We start from the raw sequence: 19143 nt of genomic DNA on the forward strand, positions 1-19143 counted from the left end.
GCCGCCCGGCCGCGGCCGGCCTATGTCCTGTTTTGCCGATGTCCGGTTTTTGTATGTGACGTTGCCGAGAGACGAGATGAGGGATGCCTGACCATGAACCACCGCGCCACCACCGACGATCTGTTCTTCAACCAGGCGGGGCTCGACGAGGGCCGGGTGGAAAGCCGGCTGCATGACGCGCTGGCCGGTGCCGATGACGGCGAGCTGTTCCTGGAGTATAGCCAGTCCGAAGCGGTGTCCCTCGATGACGGCCGCATTAAAAGCGCCAGTTTCGATACATCCGTCGGTTTTGGCTTGCGCGCGCTGGCGGGAGAGGCCACCGGCTATGCCCATAGCAGTGAGCTGAGCGACGCAGCGCTGCTGCGCGCCGCCGGCACGGTGCAGGCGGTGACCAGCGGTCATAGTGGCACGGTGGCCGAGTCGCCCGTCGGCACCAACCACTTCCTTTATACTGACGCCAACCCGCTGCCGGCCCTGCCCTTTGCCGACAAGGTGGCGTTGCTGGAAGCCATTGACGCCTATGCCCGCGGCAGGGATCCCCGGGTCCGTCAGGTCATGGCCTCGCTCGCCGGCAGCTGGCAGGCGGTGCAGATTCGTCGTGCCGGCGGTTCCGTCGCCGCCGATGTGCGACCTCTGGTGCGGCTCAATGTGACGGTGATGGTCGGCGATGGAGACCGCCAGGAGACCGGCAGCCACGGCGGCGGCGGCCGCGCCGCCTATGATTTCTGGATTCAGCCCGATCAGTGGCGCCACCAGGTGGACGAAGCCCTGCGCCAGGCCCTGACCAACCTGCAGTCGGTGGACGCACCGGCCGGCGACATGCCCGTGGTGCTTGGCCCCGGCTGGCCCGGCGTCCTGCTGCACGAGGCCGTGGGCCACGGTCTTGAAGGTGATTTCAACCGCAAAAAAACCTCGGCCTTCGCCGGCCTGATGGGGCAGCGGGTGGCGGCGCCGGGGGTGACGGTCATTGATGACGGAACGCTGGCCGACCGCCGCGGCTCGCTGACCATCGACGATGAAGGCACGCCGTCGAGCCAGACCGTGCTGATCGAGGACGGCATCCTCACCGGCTATATGCAGGACCGCCTGAATGCCCGCCTTATGGGCATGCGACCAACCGGCAACGGCCGGCGCGAAAGCTATGCCCACCACCCCATGCCGCGCATGACCAATACCTACATGCTGGCCGGCAGCCATGATCCGGCGGAGATCATCGCCAGCGTCAAGAACGGGCTCTATGCGGTGAATTTCGGCGGCGGCCAGGTGGATATCACCAACGGCAAGTTCACCTTCTCCTGTACGGAGGCCTATCGCATTCGTGACGGCAAGGTGGCCGAACCGGTCAAAGGCGCCACCCTCATCGGCAATGGTCCCGACGTCCTGACCCGCGTCAGTATGATCGGCAATGACATGAAGCTGGATGACGGGGTCGGCACCTGCGGCAAGGAAGGCCAGGGCGTGCCTGTTGGCGTTGGCCAGCCAACCCTCAAGGTGGACCGCCTGACGGTTGGCGGGACAGCCCTGGCGGCCTAGTCGCCGGACCCGGCGTCCGGTTGCGGCGCGACGCGGCGGACGAAACGAGCGTCCTCATCGCTTATGTAGATGTCCACCATGGCCCGGTAGATGTGCTCTACCAGGTCCGGGTCGCCGCCGGCCCGTGCAGCGTGCGCTCGCGCCTTTTCCACCACATCCTCAATACGCGGTCGATCCAAAACCAGATCGCGCCGCGGTTTTATGTGCGCCGCCTGCGCCACATAGGTCGCGCGCTCCACCAGCAGCGGCACAATCACCCGGTCCAGCCGGTCAATCTCGAATCGCACATCATCCATCGTGCGGCATTCAGCAGCGGTGTGGCGACGGTTCACAGCATCGGTCATGGCTAAAACGTTACCCGGTTAGGTCAGTAGGCGCAGTCCTGGTAGACGCGACGCATGTCGCCGGCCCACGGTCCGTTGAACTGCTCCAGCAGCCATTCGGCCGGACACTGGTCGGCATCAACCGCCTGCTGCAATGGCGCCAGGAAAATCGTCTCATTCTGATCGCTCTTGTTACGACGATTGCGCGCCTCCAGGCCTGATCTGGCGATCGCAATCACTTCGCGAGCCAGGTCGCGGACGCTGGTGTCGCGAATACGCGCATGCAGGGCCTGACGAGTCACATCGCTGCGCAGCGTGCCGCGTTCCGCCTCGGTCCAGTCCTTGCACAGGTCCCATGCGGCGGCCAGGGCGCTATCGTCATACAGCAGCCCGGTCCACAGCGCCGGCAGAGCGCACAGTCTCTCCCACGGGCCGCCGTCGGCGCCACGCATCTCGATATAGCGTTTGAGCCGCACCTCGGGAAAGACCGTGGTCGAATGGTCAACCCAGTCGCCCATGAAGGGGGTATCGCCCGGGCGGCCCGGCAGCTTGCCTTTGAGAAAATCGCGGAACGACTGGCCGGCCACGTCCAGATAGGCGCCGTCGCGGTAGACAAAGTACATCGGCACATCAAGCAGCCAGTCCACATAACGCTCAAAGCCGAACCCATCTTCAAACACTTCCGGCATCATGCCGCAGCGATCGGGATCAGTGTCGCTCCATACATGGCTGCGATAGCTCAGATAGTCCGTCGGCTTGCCCTCGACGAAAGGCGAATTGGCAAACAGGGCCGTCGCGATCGGTTGCAGCGCGAGACCGACCCGCAGCTTCTTCACCATGTCCGCCTCGCTGGAAAAGTCGAGGTTGGTCTGGACCGTGCAGGTGCGGGTCATCATGTCGATACCGAGATTGCCGCGCTTGGGCATATAGTCGCGCATGATGCGGTAGCGGCCCTTGGGCATCCACTGGGTTTCCTCGCGCGTCCACAGCGGCCTGAACCCGGTGCCCAGCATGCCGATTCCCAGCTCCTCCCCCACCACCTTTACCTGGTGCAGGTGGGTGTGCACTTCGTCACAGGTCTCATGCAGGGTTTCCAGTGGCGCGCCCGACAGCTCGAACTGGCCACCAGGTTCCAGCGTGATGGAACAGCCCTTGCGGGTCAGGCCGATAGGCCGACCATTCTCGATGATGGGCTCCCAGCCAAAACGGGTCAGTCCTTCGAGCAGAGCGCGGATGCCGCTTTGCCCGTCATAAGGCATGGGACGCAGATCGCTCCAGGTGAAGCCGAACTTCTCGTGCTCCGTACCAATACGCCATTCCGCCTTCGGCTTCGCGCCGGCGGCGAAATACTCGATCATCTGCGCCTTGCTGGTGATCGGCTCGCCCGGCCCGGAAGGTGGTGCAGCCATGTCAGTCTCCTCGTGAATAGCGTGCGTCAGCCAACCGGGTAGCGGACAAATACCGCGGCGCTAGGAAAGCATTACCCAGCCGGCCGGCCGCCGGTCTGCCAGTCTCCAACTATGGCCTGAACGCAAGTCAGGGCGGCAATGGCGGCGGTTTCCGCCTTCAGAATCCTCGGGCCCAGACCCGCCCGGATAACAAACGGCAGATTGGCCAGATGGTCAAGCTCGTCGGGCGCGAAGCCGCCCTCCGGCCCCACCAGAATAGCCAATTCCGCTGGTTTGTGGCGGACCAACCCGGCCAGCACGCTGGCCATGTCCGCGCCGCCACCGGTTTCATCGCACCACAGGAGAGGGTGGTCCGCCGGCCATTCGGCAAGGGCCCGGTCTAAAGCGGCCGCTGGCCGTATCTGCGGTACGCTCAGACGATTCGATTGCTCCGCCGCTTCCCGGGCGATGGCCCGCAGGCGGTCTTCACGAAGCGTACCTGGCCGGGTGAAGCGGGTCGATACCGGTTGCAGGACGGCGGCGCCAAGCTCCGTTGCCTTTTCGACGGTCAGTTCCACCCGCTCGCGGCGAACCGGCGCAAAGAAGAGCCACGGACCGCCATCGCTGGCGGGCGAGCGTACGCACTGGTCGCAACGAACGATCGCCCTGTCGCGTGACAGGACGACGATCTCTGCCCCCCACTCACCGTGCGCTTCATTGAACAGACGCACCTGATCGCCCGCCGCCAAACGCATCACATTGCGCAGAAAGTGCCCCTGACCAGGGTCCAGTGCCACCTCCGCTCCGCCAACCAGCATCTCGGGACAATACAGCCGTCGGGCTGTGCCGGTTGTGGACGGCGAATGGTGTCTACCGCGTGCTGCCATCACGGCCTCCTGTCGTCGGGCGGCTTGCCCCCTGCGCGCCCTCGCCGCACATTAGCCCCATGTCAGCCGACAAGAAGACCCCCGACGCGACAGCCGCACGGTCGCTGCCGGCGGATAGCGCCGCCGATCACTCCGATATCGTGCGCCATAGCCTGCTGATTCGTCTGACCCCGGCTGGCCTTCATCCATGGCTGGTGCTGGCCCGCCTTGACCGTCCCATAGGCATTTGGTTGCTCTATATCCCCTGTTTGTGGGGCATCGGTCTGGCTGGCATCGCCCTGCCAGGCGGCCTCGACCTGGGCAGCGCGCTTCGTCTGGCCCTGTTGCTTGCGGTGGGCGCCATGGTCATGCGCAGCGCCGGCTGCACCTTCAACGATATCGTTGACCGCCACATTGACCGCCGCGTCGCGCGTACCGCCGACCGCCCCGTCGCCAGCGGCCGCATCAGCGTTCCCGCCGCCGTCGTATTTCTTGGATTGCAGCTGGCGGCCGGGCTGGCCGTCCTGGTGTCCCTGCCGGCCAGCGCAATCTGGGTCGGGCTTGGCGCTGTGCCGTTGGTCTTTCTCTACCCGCTGATGAAGCGCATCACATACTGGCCCCAGGCCTTTCTTGGACTCACCTTTAACTGGGGTGTGTTGGTAGGCTGGGCCGCTGTGGCAGGCCTGCCTGGGACGGACCTGCCGGGGATGGCGGTCCTGGCCCTGTATGGCGGCGCCATCGCCTGGACCATCGGCTACGACACGATCTACGCCTATCAGGACCGTGAGGACGACGCCCTGATCGGCGTCAAATCCACGGCTCTGCTGTTCGGTCAGGCGACGCGCCGGTGGCTGTATCTGCTCTACGCCACAGCGGTCGGCGGATTTTCCCTGGCCGCCTGGCTGGCCGGCGCCGGACTGGCCACCTATGGCGGCATCACCGCCATGGGGTTGCTGCTGCTGCGCCAGGCCGCAGCCGTCGATCTTGAGTCAGCGACGAGCTGCCGTGCCATGTTCCTGGCCAATCGTCTGGCCGGCCTCGCCCTCGCCGCCGGTTTGTGGCTCGACTGGATGGCCGCCTAGGTCTCACCGGTGACCATGTGGCGTTCAAACAGATGGCCACCGGCGAAGGCGATGGCGCCCTCACGCAACCGCTCCGTCATGGAATGCCGCCATGGCCCATCGTCCAGCAGACGGGCGATGAATTGATCGGTGTCACGGCCCGGCGCCAGACGCGCCGCGACGACATCCAGCATCTCGCCCTGACTCAATGCCGGCAAGGTGCGCCGTTCCGCCGTCACCGCCCGCAGCGCCACCGCACAGCCGTCACCGGTCCCGACCCCGGCCCCGACGTGGTGAAGACCGGCCGGCGCCGGCACCAGGCCGTGCAGCGGCACATAGGTCCACGCCGCATCAAGCCGGACGCCATCCAGCAACGTCAGGCGCAGTGGCGACAGCCGGCCGAAGCCATAGTGGTCGCCAACCGATTCGGTCTGGTGCATGCGCTCCAACTGCGCCGCATCCAGCCACAGCACACTAACCTGAACGCGTGTGCCCGGACGGTATTGCAGCCCCGCCGGCACCGACCCGTAGTGGGCGAAATGGGCCACATAGGCGGTGTCGAAATCCTCCAGCCAGGCCCGCGTGACGGCCATCACGGTCGGTCCCGGACATGCCCCGTACTTCTGCTTCAACCGCTCAGGCGAGCGGTTGGACCCATAGCCGATGAGGGGAAGCCGTGGCGAACGATCCGCTACGCCCAGATGGTCCAGCACCTCGCCGACTGGCCGCCAACCGTCGCCAAACCGAACCTGGCTGTCCTGCATGGGGTTGCTGCCAGCGGCGCGCAGCGGCAGTGCCGTGCCGTCCGCATAGAGGAAATCCTCTTGCGGAATGGCGAAAGGATAGGCTCTGGCGTGAGCATGGCGCTGTGTCATGGCCGGCAAGTGTAGCCGGTCTCCGGCCATCACCACAGGGACGCACCGCGATACCCTGCAGAGACGGGAAAACCACGGGCCCGCACGGCCGGCAGCCACGGCGGTGGTCAAACCATGACGGCGGTCTCCGGCCTTGCTAGAGTGGCCGGGCCATGGCTGCCATCCCGCCCGACCCCCTATCCATCCTCGACGACCTTGTCCGCCGGGCCCGGGCGCACGGCGCCGACGCCGCCGATGGAGTGGCGGTGCGGGGCGTCTCGCTGTCGCACAATCAACGACTCGGCCAGACCGACGGGGTAGAGCGCAGCGAAGGAGAGGATATCGGCCTGCGCGTCTTTGTCGGCCAGCGCCAGGCCATTGTCTCCGGCAGCGATACCGCGCCTGCTGCCCTTGATCTGCTGGCGGAGCGCGCCGTCCTCATGGCGCGGGTCGTGCCGGAAGACGCCTTTTGCGGCCTGGCCCCGGCCGCGGATCTGGCGCAGGAAATCCCCGACCTCGATCTGGATGATCCGGCGGAGCCTGCGCCGCAGGACCTGGCCGGGCTCGCCGCCGCCCTGGAGGACGCCGCCCGCGCCGTGCCGGGGATCACCAACTCCGAAGGGGCGTCGGCGTCGTGGGGCCGCACCACCGTCGCTCTGGTCACCTCCAATGGCTTTGCGCAGTCCTATGCATCGTCGCATCGCAGCCTCGGTGTCTCCGTACTGGCCGGCGAAGGCACCAGCATGGAAGCGGACTATGACTACGCCACCAGCATTTTCGCCGACGACTTGCCCGACCCTGCGAAACTCGGCCGACGGGCCGGCGAACGCACCGTGCGACGGCTGGGGGCTGAGCGCATTCCCTCTACCAGCCTGCCGGTTATTTTTGAGCCACGTATCGCCGGCGGATTTCTCAGCAGCCTGGCGGGCGCCATCACCGGTCCGGCGGTGGCCCGCGGCACCAGCTTCCTGAAGGACAGCCTCGGCAAGTTGATTTTTGCCGATGGCGTCAATGTGATTGACGACCCACTACGCCGACGTGGTCTGCGGTCGCGCGCCTTTGATGGAGAGGGGCTGCCACCGCACCGCCGCGCCGTCATCGCCGACGGGCAGTTGACCACCTGGCTGCTGGATCTCCGTTCGGCCCGCCAGCTCGGCCTGACCAGCACCGGTCACGCCAGTCGCGGCACATCCGGTCCACCCTCGCCGTCGCCGTCAAACCTTTATATGGAGGCGGGATCGCGCTCGCCCGAGGAGATGATCGGCGAAACCAGGTACGGCCTCTATGTCACCAGCCTCATGGGACAGGGCGTCAATATGGTGACTGGCGACTATAGTCGCGGCGCTACCGGTATACTGATCGAGAACGGCCAGCTTACGAAACCTGTGACAGAAGTCACCATCGCCGGCAATCTCAAGGACATGCTGCGTCGCCTGGAACCGGCAAGCGATCTGGTTTTCCGTTATGGCATCGACTCGCCGACCGTGCGCATTGATGGCATGTCCCTGGCCGGGAGCTAGGGAATCCGCCAAATTCGTGGCCCGGCGAGGCACGTTGCCCGGCCGACGAAAGGCCCCTAGTCTGCGCGCCTTGACCCGAAGCCTCAGTGAAAACCGGATTCCAAATCATACGTCATGCGGTTCTTCTTGCGGAATATCTTCCCCTTCTTCATCGGCCCGCTGGTCGTACTGGCGCTGGTCCTGTTCGTCATCGCGACGACCAGCTAAATCGCGCCGCCGCGTGTCTGGCGCGGAGTTAGTGCCGGTACGCGCTTTCGCTGACCCGTCGTCCCGTTCCGGCGAGGGCTGATGTCATGGCGGGCATGCCTCCTCCCCCGGCCGGGGTTGCCGGGTCAACCACCACAGCAACCGATGCCGCACCGGCGGGTCCGCCCCTGCCGGAGCATGCCTCAAGCGGGCTGCTGGTGCGCCGCCTGGCCGCCGACTATCTGCATCCCCATCGACGCCGCCTGGTCCTCGCCATCGCCTGCATGGTCGTGGTTGCCCTGGCCACCGGCGCCCATGCCTGGCTGATTCAACCAGCCCTTGACGATGTGCTGGTGGCCGGCAACCGGCGCATGCTGTTGCTGGTCCCGGCCGCCATTCTGCTGACCGCCCTGGCCAAGGGCATCTGCTCTTATGGCCAGGTGGTTCTCATGAACACGGTCAGCCAGCGGATTATCGCCACCATCCAGTCCAATCTGTTCGGTCATCTGATGCGGGCTGACCTGCGCTTTTTCCACACCCACACCACCGGGCTGCTGATTGCCCGGCTGACCAACGACACCCAGTTCCTGCGCGAGGCCCTGACCCGGGCCATGAGCGGCATGGCCCGGGATTCACTGATGGTGGTGGCGCTGATCGGCAACATGTTCTGGCAGAGCTGGCAGCTGTCTCTGGCGTCCATCTTCATTTTCCCGCTGGCGCTGGCGCCGATCATCCTGATCGGCCGGCGTATGCGCCGCGTTTCCACCTCGACGCAGGAACAGACCGGCCGGCTGTCGGCCCTGCTCAACGAGACCTTTACCGGCGCCCGCCATATCAAGGCCTATGCCATGGAGGCGCACGAGGAAGACCGCGCCCGGCGCGAGATTGATGGTCTGGCCGGTCTCAACCTCAAGGCGGAGCGGGTGCGTGCCCGGGTTCGCCCGCTGATGGAGTTTATCGGCAGCATCGCCGTAGCGCTGGCCATTGCCTATGGCGGGACCCTGGTGCTGGACGGCGACATGACCGCGGGGCAGTTCACATCATTCATCGTCAGCCTGATCATGGCCTACCAGCCGGTACGCAGCCTGGCCACCCTCAACACCACCCTGCAACAGGGCCTGGCGGCAGCCGAGCGCCTGTTCACCCTGCTGGATCTCAGGCCGGAGATTGTCGAGCGGTCCGACGCCGCACCCTTGCAGGTGACCGGTGGCGCCATTCGCTTTGACCATGTGCGGTTTGCCTATGGCGGTGACGGTGATGCCCTGACCGACTTCACGCTCGAGGTCCCCAGCGGCGCGACGGTCGCCCTAGTCGGGCCGTCAGGCGCCGGCAAATCCACGGTCCTCAACCTGATCCCGCGCTTCTTCGATGTGCAGGACGGCCGTGTGTCGATTGACGGTCAAGACGTACGCAATGTCACTCAGTCGTCGCTGCGCGGCGCCATCGGCCTGGTCAGCCAGGAAGTCAGCCTGTTCGACGATACCGTCGCCGCGAACATTGCCTATGGCCGACCCGGCGCCAGCCAGCAGGACATCATGCAGGCAGCAGAAGCGGCGGGCGCACACAGCTTCATCACGGAGCTGCCGGCGGGCTACGACACATCGGTCGGGGAGCATGGTGTCCGGCTGTCTGGCGGTCAGCGCCAGCGCGTGGCTATTGCCCGTGCCATGCTGAAGAACGCGCCGATTCTGCTGCTGGACGAAGCGACCAGCGCGCTCGATACGGAAACCGAACGCCAGGTGCAGACTGCCCTCAAGCGTCTGATGGCCGGCCGCACCACGCTCGTCGTAGCCCATCGTCTGACTACCATCGCCGACGCCGATATCATCCACGTGGTGGAAGGGGGCCGTGTGGTAGAGAGCGGCAGTCATGACGCGCTTGTCCGTTCCGGCGGCGTCTATGCCCGCCTGCATGCCTTGCAGAGCGGCGGCGCGGGAGGACGCGTGCCGGAGTCGCGCCCGTGAGGGTACACAAGCGCATCCTGCGCCACCCCGTAGTGCGCTGGCTGTTCTGTTTCCTCTGTGCCCAGTACATCCGGCTGGTCTTCGCCACCTCACGCTGGCAGACCGCCAACCGGCACATACCCCAAGCCTTCTGGGAGCGGCGGGAGCCGTTCGTCCTGTGCTTCTGGCACGGCCGACTGCTGATGATGCCCAAGATCTGGCCGGCCGGCCCGACCATCCACATTCTCATCAGCAGCCACATTGATGGTCAGTTTATCGCCCAAACCATTCGCCGGCTCGGTATGGAGACCATCGCCGGTTCCAGTACCCGCGGTGGCGCCGCCGGCCTGCGCCGCATGCTCCAGGCCCTAAAAGCGGGCGACAGTATCGGCATTTCGCCGGACGGACCGCGTGGCCCTGCCAGGCGCGTGACTGACGGCACACTGACCCTCGCCCGCCTGTCCGGTGCAGCGCTGGTGCCGGCCGCGGTGGCGGTCGGCCGGCGGCGGCTTCTGCCTACCTGGGACAGTTTTCAGATGGCCTTTCCCTTCTCCCGTGCCGCCTTTGCCTGGGGCGAACCGCTGCGTATTCCACGCGATGCATCCGCAGAGACCCTGGAAGAGGCGCGCCGCGACCTGGAACAGCGCATCACCGCCGCCACCGCCGATGCTGATCGCCTGGCCGGCCTGACACCGGCCGCGCCCGCCGGGGCGCACAATCAACCGGTCCCATGATGGGTCTCTACGCCGCCGCGACCACGCTCGCCCTGCCACTGATCAATCGCGCCCTGCGACAACGGGTGGCCGCGGGCAAGGAGATTGCCGGTCGCCTTGGCGAGCGGCGGGGCATCGCCGGCCTGGCCAGGCCGGCCGGTCCGCTGATCTGGATTCACGGTGCCAGTCTGGGCGAGGCCATGAGCACCCTGGCTCTGATCGACGCGTTGCAGACCCGGCGGGCCGATCTGTCGGTCCTGGTCACCACCGGCACCGTGACCTCCGCCCATGTGCTGGCGGATCGCCTGCCGCCGCGGGCGATGCACCAGTTCGCCCCTCTCGATCACCGGCCCTGGGTGCGCTGCTTTCTCGATCACTGGCAGCCTGACATGGCGATCTGGATCGAATCGGAACTGTGGCCGGCGCTGCTGACGGAAACCGCGCGTCGCAACATCCCCATGTTTCTTCTGAACGGCCGCATGTCTCCTCGCTCGACCCGCCGCTGGCGCTGGGGGGGCGTGCTGACCCGCCGCTTGCTCAGCCGGTTTTCTGTGATACAGGCGCAGGACCCGGATGCGGCCGAACGCTTCCGCCGGCTCGGCGCCCACCAGGTGTCCGTCGGTGGCAATCTCAAGCTTGCGGCGGCCCCCCTGCCAGTGGACACGGCCGCTCTCGCTGTCGCCCGTGACGCAATCGGCCAGCGCCCGGTGCTGGTCGCCGCCAGCACCCATCCGGGCGAAGAATTACGCCTTGCCGCCATCCACCGCGCGCTGACGCCCCGCCACCCGGGCCTGCTGACCATTCTGGCGCCGCGCCATCCAGCGCGCGGCGCGGCCGTTCTGGCGGAGCTCGCCGCAGCGGGATATGCCGCCGGATTGCGTAGCCGCGGCGACGGTATTGCCGACCATGAGCTCTATATCGCCGACACCCTGGGGGAGCTCGGCCTGTTCTATCGTCTGGCGGAAATCACTGTGGTCGGCGGCACGCTGGCGCCGATCGGTGGCCACAACCCGCTGGAGGCCGGGCGCCTTGGCTGCGCCATCGTGATTGGCCCGCACACCAGTCGGCAGCATGACACCGTCACCCGTCTGCTCGCCGCTGGCGGCGCGCTGCAGGCCGGCGACGACACGGCGTTGGAACAACACATCGGCCACCTGCTGAGCGATCCCCAGGCGCGCTCCGCCCTGGCCCGCCAGGCAGCGCTGATAGCCGATGACGCCGGTCGCGCTCTGGATCTGGCGCTGGTCGCGCTGCAGCCCTATCTGCATCACCTGGACACACCCGGCGGGACGGACGCACACCATGCGAACGCCTGAGTTCTGGTATCCCGCACCGGGCGGGACGACGCTGGGTGCCCGCACCCTTACCCTCGCCCTGACCCCGGCGTCATGGCTGTGGGCGGCAGCGGCCCGTCGTCGCGCCGCCCAACACCCACAATGGTCGGCGCCGGTGCCGGTGGTCTGTATCGGCAATCTGGTTGCCGGCGGCGCCGGCAAAACGCCGGTAGTTCGCGCGCTGGCTCATGCCCTGCTCCATGGCGGCCACAGTCAATCAGCCGCCGCGACGCCACCGGCGGCTCTGCCCCATGTGCTGCTGCGCGGTCATGGCGGTCGGATGGGAGGCCCGGTACGGGTCGATCCGTCCCGCCACAATGCCCGCGATGTGGGTGACGAAGCCTTGCTGCACGCGCGGGTCGTACCCACATGGGTCGGCCGTGATCGCGTTGCGCTGGCCCGGGCGGCCGTCGCCGATGGCGCCGGCGTCCTGCTGCTTGATGACGGATTTCAGGATCCTGCCCTGGCCAAAACCCTGTCTCTGATCGTCATTGATGGCGAAAGCGGCTTCGGCAACGGCCGGCTGATCCCGGCCGGGCCTTTGCGAGAGCCGGTTGCTGATGGTCTTGTCCGCGCCGATGGCGTGGTGATACTGGGCGACGACCGCTTTACCATCGCGCCACATCTGTCACCGGAACTTGCGCGGCTGCGGGCGCGACTGGAGCCTGACCACGCCATGCGCTCGCTGGCCGGGGAAACAATTGTCGCCTTCGCCGGTATCGGCCGGCCCCATAAGGTTTTTCGCATGCTGGAGGAAGTCGGCAGCCGTGTTGTGGCAACCCGCGCCTTCGCCGATCATCATGTCTACAGCGATGGTGATATGCAGCACCTGGTCAGCCTGGCGAAACGCCACAACGCCCAGCTGGTCACCACCGCCAAGGATCATGTGCGCCTGCCGGCGGCAGCGCAGGCTCAGGTGAGCGCGGTGGATGTGGAAGTGCGCTGGTGCGATGACCTGGCGCTCGGCGGACTGCTCGCGCGCCTCGGCACACCAGCCACCATGACGGCAGACTGATGGCGAAGCCGCGCTCGACCATCCGTCAGGCTCTGTCGCGCTGGATCCTCTACCCGCTGGAGGCCCTGGCGGTGCTTGCCGTGGTTGCCATCTGCCGATGGTTGCCGCTGACCTGGGCCTCGGCGGTCGGCGGCGGTCTGGCCAGACTGATCGGCCCCATGACCGGCGCCCATGGCACGGCGCGGCGCAACCTGGGCCGCGCCTTCGCCGACCGCGATGCCGCCTGGATCAACCGCACCCTGCGTGCCATGTGGGATAATCTGGGCCGCGCCGTCGGTGAGAACACTCAGCTCAACCGGCGTCGGGTGCTGGACGAACCGGACCGGCTGCAGATTGTCGGCGGCGAACATCTGGAGTGTCTGCGCGAGAGTGGTCAGCACTGTATCTTCATCACCGCCCATCTCGCCAACTGGGAGCTGGCGCCCCTGGTCATCGCCGCCCACGGCATTCCGCTCACCATCATCTATCGTCACGCCAGCAACCCGATGGTCGACGCCATCGTCCGCGGCTTGCGCCGTCACCCCCTCAACAGCTTTGCGCCAAAGGGCGGCGAAGGCGCCCGTGCCGCCATGCGCAGTCTGGCCGCCGGACGATCGCTGGGCATGCTGACCGATCAGAAAATGAATGACGGCATGGCCGTGCCCTTTTTCGGCCGTGACGCCATGACCGCCTCCGCCATGGCCCAGTTGGCCCTGCGTTATGACTGTCCGATTGTGCCGGTGCAGGTCGAACGGCAGGGCGGCGTGCAGGCCAGAGTCACCATCCATCCGCCACGGCGCTTTGTGGCTACCGGCGATCGGCGGGCCGACATGAAGGCCGTCCTGGTGTGGATGAATACTCTGTTCGAGGACTGGATCAGGGCGCGTCCCGCCGACTGGCTCTGGGTGCACAAGCGCTGGTCGGACTGACTTTCCTCTAAAACAGACGGCCTTGCCTGCCGCGCGCGGCCGATTTGGGACCGGTCGATTCGGAACGGGCCGCGCCCGGCTTGCCGGTTGGCGGTGGTGGCGGTCCGTCCCTTTTCCCTGAGGTGGCGACAACCCGTACCGCCGCCGCGCCGTCGGCGAAATGAATATCGAGACCGCTCCCCACGGGCGCGCCGGTTACGCTCATCACAACATGGCCGGCTTGATCGGAAACATAGGTATAGCCGCGCTGCAGCACCTGCCGCGGGTCGAAGCTCTGTGCCAGGCGGTCGCCGCGCGCCAGCCGCTCTTCAAGCCGATCCATATGGCGGCCAAGCGCCGTGCCGGCCGTGCGCCACAGGCGCTGCACATCGCCAGCGGCACGGGCCGTGCGCTCCTTCTCGCTCTGCAGTACCCGGCGCATGGCCGCCTGTAGCAGACGGTCGCCGCCGGCCAGGCTCTCGGCCCGTCGCTGCAGCCCGGCGGCGCTGGCGCCTGCGAATCGGCGATCAAGATCGTCCAGCCGCTGTACCAGCCCGTCCAGCACCCGGCCGGGCGCCGGCAGGGCGCGGGCCAGCCCGGCGAGGTCGCGGCCGGCGCGGGCCACAAGACGGCTGGCGGCGCCGGCCAGACGCGCCTCGTCTTCGGCGAGGCGCACCGCCAGATCGGCCCTGACCGGCACCGCCATTTCCGCCGCCGCACTGGGTGTCGGCGCCCGGCGGTCGGCGGCATAGTCAATCAGCGTGGTATCGGTCTCGTGACCGATGGCCGAAATCAACGGTATGGACGAGGCCGCCGCCGCCCGCACAACCGCCTCGTCGTTGAACGCCATCAGATCTTCCAGGCTGCCACCGCCACGGGCAATGATCAGCAGGTCCGGACGGGCCGTCCGCCCGCCGGGCGGCAGGGCGTTGAACCCGGCAATGGCCGCCGCCACCTCACTGGCCGCCCGCTCGCCCTGCACATTGACCGGCCAGACCAGAACGTGCCGCGGGAAGCGGTCGGCCAGACGGTGCAGGATATCGCGGATGACCGCTCCGGTCGGCGAGGTGACGACGCCGATCACCGCCGGCAGCCACGGCAGGGGCTGCTTGCGCCCTTCATCGAACAGCCCTTCGGCGGCCAGGCGCTTGCGTCGCTCCTCGATCATGCGCAGCAGCGCGCCTTCGCCCGCCAGATCCATGCGCTCGACGACGATCTGATAGCTCGACCGTGCGGCGTAGGTGGTGAGACGACCCTCAACAACCACCTCCATCCCTTCCGCCGGCTGCATGGCCAGACCGGCCACGGTGCCGCGCCAGCACACGCCGTCCAGCACTGCCGCCTCGTCCTTGAAGGTGATGTACATGTGGCCGGAGCGAGCGAGTACCACACGGCCGATCTCCGCCCGCACCCGCACGCGGTCAAAGGTCTGCTCAACCGTGCGGCGCAACGCCTGGGACAGTTCGCTGACCGTCAGTTCCGGCAGATTGGGCACGGCGCGATCATCGTCGTTGGCGGGCGCGCCGGGTGGTGGTTCATCGGTCATGGCCGCGCTATGTTCGCATTCCGCCTGCCCCGCATCCAACCCGCCCTGCCCGATCCATGAACGATCTGTCCCGCGTGCATCTTCAACGGTCCGGCCCGTGAAAGTTCTGATCGTCGGCAGCGGTGGTCGCGAACACGCGCTGGCCTGGGCCATTGCCGCGTCGCCACTGACCAGTCGCCTGTTTTGTGCGCCGGGCAATGCGGGAATCGCCGAACAGGCCGAATGCGTCGCCATTGCCGCCGATGACCTGGTCGGGCTGACCGCCTTTGCCAAACGCGAAGCCATGGATCTGGTGGTGATCGGCCCGGAAGATCCGCTGGTGGCTGGCCTGGCCGACGCCCTGCGGGCGGCCGGCATCAAAGTGTTCGGGCCTTCCGCCGCGGCCGCGGCGTTGGAAGGGTCCAAGACCTTCATGAAGACTATCTGCCGCCAGGCCGGCATTCCCACTGCCGCATGGCAGACGTTCGACGACCCCGCCGCGGCGCTCGACTATGTGCGCAGGCACGGCGCGCCGCTGGTGATCAAGGCCGACGGACTGACCGCCGGCAAAGGCGTCACCATCGCCATGACCGAAGCCGAGGCCGAGGCCGCCGTTCGCCAGTGCATGGTGGATGGCCAGTTTGGCCGGTCCGGACAGGATATTGTCGTTGAGGCCTTCCTGGCTGGCGAGGAAGCCAGCTTCTTCGCCCTGGTGGACGGTGAAACCGTGCTGCCGCTGGCCTCCGCCCAGGACCACAAGGCGGTGGGCGAGGGCGACACCGGCCCCAACACTGGCGGCATGGGCGCCTATTCCCCCGCGCCGGTGGTCAGCGAGGCCATGGCCGAGACTGTCCTCGAGACCATCATCCGGCCCACGGCCCGGGCCATGGTCGCCGCCGGGCGGCCTTTCCAGGGCGTTCTGTATGCCGGCCTCATGATCACCAGCGATGGTCCCTACCTGCTGGAATACAATGTCCGCTTCGGCGATCCGGAAACTCAGGTTCTGTGCCTCAGGCTGAAAAGCGATCTGCTGGTGGCTCTTCTGGCCGTCGCCGAAGGCGGCCTGCACCATGTGGACCTGCGCTGGCACGATGATGCCGCCATGGTTGTCGTCATGGCCACCGATGGCTATCCCGGCGCCTACCACAAGGGCAGTGAAATCCGCGGCCTCGACGCGGCGGCGGCTGGCGAAGGTATCACCATCTTCCATGCTGCCACCCGGCGTGACGGCGCGCGCCTGCTGGCCAATGGCGGGCGCGTCCTTAATGTCTGTGCCACCGGCGCCACGCTTCGCCAGGCGCGGGATCGGGCCTATGACGCGGTCGATCGTTTGGACTGGCCGGACGGTTTCTGCCGCCGGGATATCGGCTGGCGGGCACTGGGCGAGGACTAATCGAGCAGCGGTCCGCGGTTCGGGTCATGCCTGGCTACGACGCGGCGCAAAGAAATCCTTGAGCAACTGTGCCGCTTCGCTTTCCCGCACACCGCCCACCACCTCGGGCCGGTGATGGCAGGTGGGCTGGGTATAGAGGCGCGGTCCATGCTCGATGCCGCCGCCCTTGGGGTCATAGGCGGCGAAGACCACTCGCCGCAGGCGGGCGAAGCTGATCGCCTGGGCACACATGGGGCACGGCTCCAGCGTCACATAGAGAGTGCCCCCGGGCAGGCGCGGTCGGCCACCGGCCGCCGCCGCCATGCGCAGCACCACAAGCTCCGCATGGGCCGTGGGATCGCTGTCCTGCTCGACCCGGTTGCCGGCGCTGGCCAGGATACGGCCGTCGCGCGCCACCAGCACGGCACCGACCGGTACGTCGCCGGCTGCCGCCGCGCTTCGCGCCTCGGCCAGGGCCAGCGCCATAGGATGGTTGTTGTCGGAGCTGTCCGGGATGTTCGCGGTCATACAGTGTGCCTCTCCTGTGGGCCCTTGTGTCTCACCGACGGCTGCCGCAGGCTAGCCCCGGCCGCAGGCTGGCGTAGAGCCCGGCCGGGCCATCGGCGGACGCCGACCAGCCCTACCGGTAGCGCTAATGGTAGCGCCGAATAAACGCCGGAAATCAGCCTTTTCTTGATAATAAGAAGCTAGCTGGCCTGATGGTAGTGACAGATAAACCTTCTGCCGGGAGTGACCATGAGCGACGAAACTGAAATGGCTTTGTCGGCGCCGGAGTCCGGCGCCCGCCAGCGCATCGCCCGCCTCATGGCGCGGTCGGGAGTCTGCTCCCGGCGCGAGGCCGAACGCTGGATCGCCCAGGGACGGGTCCAGGTCAACGGTCAGGTGCTGACCACACCGGCCGTGACTGTCGGCGCGGAGGATCGGGTTCTGGTGGACGGCGAGCCCCTGAAGCCACCGGAAGCGCCGCGTCTGTGGAGCTACTATAAGCCGGTTGGTCTTGTGGTTAGTGAGAACGATCCCGACGGACGACCGACGGTGATCGACGCGCTGCCCGACCATATGCCGCGGGTGGTAACCGTCGGTCGCCTGGACATCAACTCCGAAGGTCTGCTGCTGCTGACCAATGACGGGCGGCTGTCGCGCCATCTGGAATTGCCGGACACCGGCGCCGCCCGCACCTACCGGGTCAGGGTCTATGGCCGCGTCACACCGGCGGAACTGTCCCTGATGGCCGCTGGCATTACCGTCGATGACATGCGCTATGCGCCGATTGAAGCAAAGATCGACAGCCAGGAGGGGACCAACGCCTGGCTCACCATGGTTCTGCACGAAGGTAAGAACCGTGAAATCCGTCGCATCTGCGAACACTTCGGCTGGCAGGTCAATCGCCTCATCCGCACCGGCTATGGTGCCTGGACTCTGGGCAGCCTGAAACCGGGCGAGGTGCGGGAAATCTCGTCGCGCCGGCTGGCCATGGAAGTGGGCCGGCTGTTGGGCGAAGCCGCGCGCGATCTTAGTGATACCGGTCGCACTGACATGAACCGGGCGGGCGACAGTGACGGCGCCGATGGCAGGCGAGGCCGGCGTGCGGATCACCGCCGGTCGACATAAGGGCCGTCGTCTGGCGGTGCCGCCCGGCCTGACCGTACGGCCTACGGCAGACCGGGCGCGCCAGGCCCTGTTCAACATGCTGGCCCATGGCGGCCATGAGCTGGCCAGCGACATACCAGGCAACATGCTGCGGGACGCCAATGTCGTGGACCTGTTTGCCGGCACCGGCGCGCTGGGGCTGGAGGCCCTGTCCCGTGGCGCCGCCCATGTTGTGTTTATCGAACAGGCGGCCCCGGCGCTGGAGGCGTTACGCGCCAATATCACCACATTGGGCGACTCTGTCCGCACCCGGGTCATGCCCGGTGACGCCAGCCGGCTACGGCGGCGGCCGGCGGATCTGCCGCCGGCGACCCTGGTCTTTCTCGACCCGCCCTATGATACGGGGCTGGTGGCTCCGGCCCTGTCGTCGCTCGTCGCTGCAGACTGGCTGGCGGATGTGGCGGTCATTGCCGTGGAATGCGCCACAGGCGACACCGGCTGGGAAGCGGCGGCGACCAGCCTTGGCTACGGCGTCCTGCGCCGCCGACGCTACGGCGCGGCGGACGTGGTGATCCTGCGCTGGTCGCGACCGGACTCCACCCTCTGAGCATTCGGCGAGTCCTGGCTCAGTAGCGCAGAATCGTCAGCCACAGCCCTTCTTCGTCCGTCGCCGCGACAGCGCGTTTTTCCGCTACCAGCCGCCAGATGCTGGCGCGGTTCGGCATTATGCCATCCGGCCGGTCACACAAGGCCGCCACTACCTGGTCCACCACCTGGTCCAGCGTGACCTCTGCCGCGCCAGCCGCTGCCGCCACATGAACCTCCAGCGTTACATCAAAGACATAACCGGACAGGTCGTCCGCTTCGGCAATTCCGTCATAGAGCGTAAGCGCCTGGCAGATTGCCTGACGCCAGGCGGCGGCGGCCGCCGGGTCATCTCCCGTCTGGGCGCGCGTGGCTATAAAAGTGCGCGGCAGCCAGTCGGCGGCGGTACCGGGCCACGGAACCATCG

Annotated in this window: 18 protein-coding genes; 11 read left to right on the plus strand and 7 right to left on the minus strand. The window is 67.0% G+C overall.

The genetic code is table 11. The annotated features are described in order from the left end of the window. Positions 1–93: 93 nt before the first annotated feature. The gene (tldD, locus tag RIE31_07025; GenBank protein ID MEQ8640339.1) at positions 94–1533 is read left to right on the plus strand and encodes a metalloprotease TldD; all 1440 of its coding nucleotides are present in this window, start codon (positions 94–96) and stop codon (positions 1531–1533) included. Here tldD and RIE31_07030 read toward each other — a convergent pair. The 3 genes from RIE31_07030 to RIE31_07040 all read right to left on the minus strand — a co-directional run bounded on the left by RIE31_07030 (position 1530) and on the right by RIE31_07040 (position 4131). Continuing rightward, positions 1530–1877, minus strand: coding sequence for a chorismate mutase (locus RIE31_07030; protein ID MEQ8640340.1), 348 nt, complete (start codon positions 1875–1877; stop codon positions 1530–1532). The genes tldD and RIE31_07030 overlap by 4 nt on opposite strands. A 23-nt stretch (positions 1878–1900) precedes the next feature. Then, complete coding sequence (locus tag RIE31_07035) at positions 1901–3265, minus strand: glutamate--cysteine ligase (GenBank protein ID MEQ8640341.1); 1365 nt, start codon at positions 3263–3265, stop codon at positions 1901–1903. Positions 3266–3336: 71 nt separating this feature from the next. Next, positions 3337–4131, minus strand: a complete 795-nt coding sequence (locus tag RIE31_07040; GenBank protein ID MEQ8640342.1) for a 16S rRNA (uracil(1498)-N(3))-methyltransferase — start codon at positions 4129–4131, stop codon at positions 3337–3339. A gap of 59 nt (positions 4132–4190) precedes the next feature. On the opposite strand from RIE31_07040, the gene ubiA reads away from it, so the two are divergent. Next, positions 4191–5192, plus strand: coding sequence for a 4-hydroxybenzoate octaprenyltransferase (gene ubiA, locus RIE31_07045; GenBank protein MEQ8640343.1), 1002 nt, complete (start codon positions 4191–4193; stop codon positions 5190–5192). On the opposite strand, the gene RIE31_07050 is transcribed toward ubiA, so the two are convergent. Next, positions 5189–6046 (minus strand): hypothetical protein, encoded by an 858-nt coding sequence (locus RIE31_07050; protein ID MEQ8640344.1) that lies wholly within the window; start codon positions 6044–6046, stop codon positions 5189–5191. The two genes, ubiA and RIE31_07050, sit on opposite strands and share 4 nt — an antisense overlap. A 152-nt stretch (positions 6047–6198) precedes the next feature. On the opposite strand from RIE31_07050, the gene RIE31_07055 reads away from it, so the two are divergent. The 6 genes from RIE31_07055 to RIE31_07080 all read left to right on the plus strand — a co-directional run bounded on the left by RIE31_07055 (position 6199) and on the right by RIE31_07080 (position 13644). Next, positions 6199–7545 (plus strand): TldD/PmbA family protein, encoded by a 1347-nt coding sequence (locus RIE31_07055; protein MEQ8640345.1) that lies wholly within the window; start codon positions 6199–6201, stop codon positions 7543–7545. Between the two features lie 302 nt (positions 7546–7847). Beyond that, a complete protein-coding gene (locus RIE31_07060; GenBank protein MEQ8640346.1) occupies positions 7848–9695 on the plus strand; it encodes an ABC transporter ATP-binding protein in 1848 nt (615 codons plus the stop codon). Beyond that, entirely contained in the window at positions 9692–10408 is a 717-nt protein-coding gene (locus RIE31_07065; protein ID MEQ8640347.1) for a lysophospholipid acyltransferase family protein, read from the plus strand. Before RIE31_07060 ends, RIE31_07065 begins: the two co-directional genes overlap by 4 nt. Further along, positions 10405–11703 (plus strand): glycosyltransferase N-terminal domain-containing protein, encoded by a 1299-nt coding sequence (locus RIE31_07070; GenBank protein ID MEQ8640348.1) that lies wholly within the window; start codon positions 10405–10407, stop codon positions 11701–11703. The genes RIE31_07065 and RIE31_07070 overlap by 4 nt, the downstream gene beginning before the upstream one ends. Next, complete coding sequence (lpxK, locus tag RIE31_07075) at positions 11690–12736, plus strand: tetraacyldisaccharide 4'-kinase (protein ID MEQ8640349.1); 1047 nt, start codon at positions 11690–11692, stop codon at positions 12734–12736. Before RIE31_07070 ends, lpxK begins: the two co-directional genes overlap by 14 nt. Further along, positions 12736–13644, plus strand: a complete 909-nt coding sequence (locus tag RIE31_07080; GenBank protein ID MEQ8640350.1) for a lysophospholipid acyltransferase family protein — start codon at positions 12736–12738, stop codon at positions 13642–13644. Before lpxK ends, RIE31_07080 begins: the two co-directional genes overlap by 1 nt. Positions 13645–13651: 7 nt before the next feature. On the opposite strand, the gene xseA is transcribed toward RIE31_07080, so the two are convergent. Continuing rightward, positions 13652–15169, minus strand: coding sequence for an exodeoxyribonuclease VII large subunit (gene xseA / locus RIE31_07085; protein MEQ8640351.1), 1518 nt, complete (start codon positions 15167–15169; stop codon positions 13652–13654). 97 nt (positions 15170–15266) lie between these two features. Between xseA and purD the strand changes: the two genes are divergently transcribed. After that, positions 15267–16541: a phosphoribosylamine--glycine ligase gene (gene purD / locus RIE31_07090; GenBank protein MEQ8640352.1), complete on the plus strand. Its 1275-nt coding sequence runs from the start codon at positions 15267–15269 to the stop codon at positions 16539–16541. A gap of 24 nt (positions 16542–16565) precedes the next feature. On the opposite strand, the gene RIE31_07095 is transcribed toward purD, so the two are convergent. Then, positions 16566–17048, minus strand: a complete 483-nt coding sequence (locus tag RIE31_07095) for a nucleoside deaminase (protein MEQ8640353.1) — start codon at positions 17046–17048, stop codon at positions 16566–16568. 228 nt (positions 17049–17276) lie between these two features. Here RIE31_07095 and RIE31_07100 point away from each other — a divergent pair, with 228 nt between their 5' ends. Next, the gene (locus RIE31_07100) at positions 17277–18152 is read left to right on the plus strand and encodes a pseudouridine synthase (GenBank protein MEQ8640354.1); all 876 of its coding nucleotides are present in this window, start codon (positions 17277–17279) and stop codon (positions 18150–18152) included. Next, entirely contained in the window at positions 18109–18738 is a 630-nt protein-coding gene (rsmD, locus tag RIE31_07105; GenBank protein ID MEQ8640355.1) for a 16S rRNA (guanine(966)-N(2))-methyltransferase RsmD, read from the plus strand. The genes RIE31_07100 and rsmD overlap by 44 nt, the downstream gene beginning before the upstream one ends. A gap of 19 nt (positions 18739–18757) precedes the next feature. Here rsmD and RIE31_07110 read toward each other — a convergent pair whose 3' ends face one another. Then, entirely contained in the window at positions 18758–19141 is a 384-nt protein-coding gene (locus tag RIE31_07110; GenBank protein ID MEQ8640356.1) for a hypothetical protein, read from the minus strand. Between the last annotated feature and the right edge of the window lie 2 nt (positions 19142–19143).

The organism is Alphaproteobacteria bacterium, assembly GCA_040218575.1.
Lineage (GTDB): Bacteria > Pseudomonadota > Alphaproteobacteria > JAVJRE01 > JAVJRE01 > JAVJRE01.

What these genes read in the sequence shown, in the direction of transcription:
- RIE31_07060 (MEQ8640346.1), top strand. Translation starts at nt 7,848, where the DNA reads ATGCCTCCTCCCCCGGCCGGGGTTGCCGGGTCAACCACCACAGCAACC.
- ubiA (MEQ8640343.1), top strand. Translation starts at nt 4,191, where the DNA reads ATGTCAGCCGACAAGAAGACCCCCGACGCGACAGCCGCACGGTCGCTG.
- rsmD (MEQ8640355.1), top strand. Translation starts at nt 18,109, where the DNA reads ATGGCAGGCGAGGCCGGCGTGCGGATCACCGCCGGTCGACATAAGGGC.
- RIE31_07035 (MEQ8640341.1), bottom strand. Translation starts at nt 3,265, where the DNA reads ATGGCTGCACCACCTTCCGGGCCGGGCGAGCCGATCACCAGCAAGGCG.
- lpxK (MEQ8640349.1), top strand. Translation starts at nt 11,690, where the DNA reads ATGCGAACGCCTGAGTTCTGGTATCCCGCACCGGGCGGGACGACGCTG.
- RIE31_07040 (MEQ8640342.1), bottom strand. Translation starts at nt 4,131, where the DNA reads ATGGCAGCACGCGGTAGACACCATTCGCCGTCCACAACCGGCACAGCC.
- RIE31_07030 (MEQ8640340.1), bottom strand. Translation starts at nt 1,877, where the DNA reads ATGACCGATGCTGTGAACCGTCGCCACACCGCTGCTGAATGCCGCACG.
- RIE31_07055 (MEQ8640345.1), top strand. Translation starts at nt 6,199, where the DNA reads ATGGCTGCCATCCCGCCCGACCCCCTATCCATCCTCGACGACCTTGTC.
- xseA (MEQ8640351.1), bottom strand. Translation starts at nt 15,169, where the DNA reads ATGACCGATGAACCACCACCCGGCGCGCCCGCCAACGACGATGATCGC.
- RIE31_07070 (MEQ8640348.1), top strand. Translation starts at nt 10,405, where the DNA reads ATGATGGGTCTCTACGCCGCCGCGACCACGCTCGCCCTGCCACTGATC.
- RIE31_07110 (MEQ8640356.1), bottom strand. Translation starts at nt 19,141, where the DNA reads ATGGTTCCGTGGCCCGGTACCGCCGCCGACTGGCTGCCGCGCACTTTT.
- tldD (MEQ8640339.1), top strand. Translation starts at nt 94, where the DNA reads ATGAACCACCGCGCCACCACCGACGATCTGTTCTTCAACCAGGCGGGG.
- RIE31_07100 (MEQ8640354.1), top strand. Translation starts at nt 17,277, where the DNA reads ATGAGCGACGAAACTGAAATGGCTTTGTCGGCGCCGGAGTCCGGCGCC.
- RIE31_07050 (MEQ8640344.1), bottom strand. Translation starts at nt 6,046, where the DNA reads ATGACACAGCGCCATGCTCACGCCAGAGCCTATCCTTTCGCCATTCCG.
- RIE31_07095 (MEQ8640353.1), bottom strand. Translation starts at nt 17,048, where the DNA reads ATGACCGCGAACATCCCGGACAGCTCCGACAACAACCATCCTATGGCG.
- RIE31_07080 (MEQ8640350.1), top strand. Translation starts at nt 12,736, where the DNA reads ATGGCGAAGCCGCGCTCGACCATCCGTCAGGCTCTGTCGCGCTGGATC.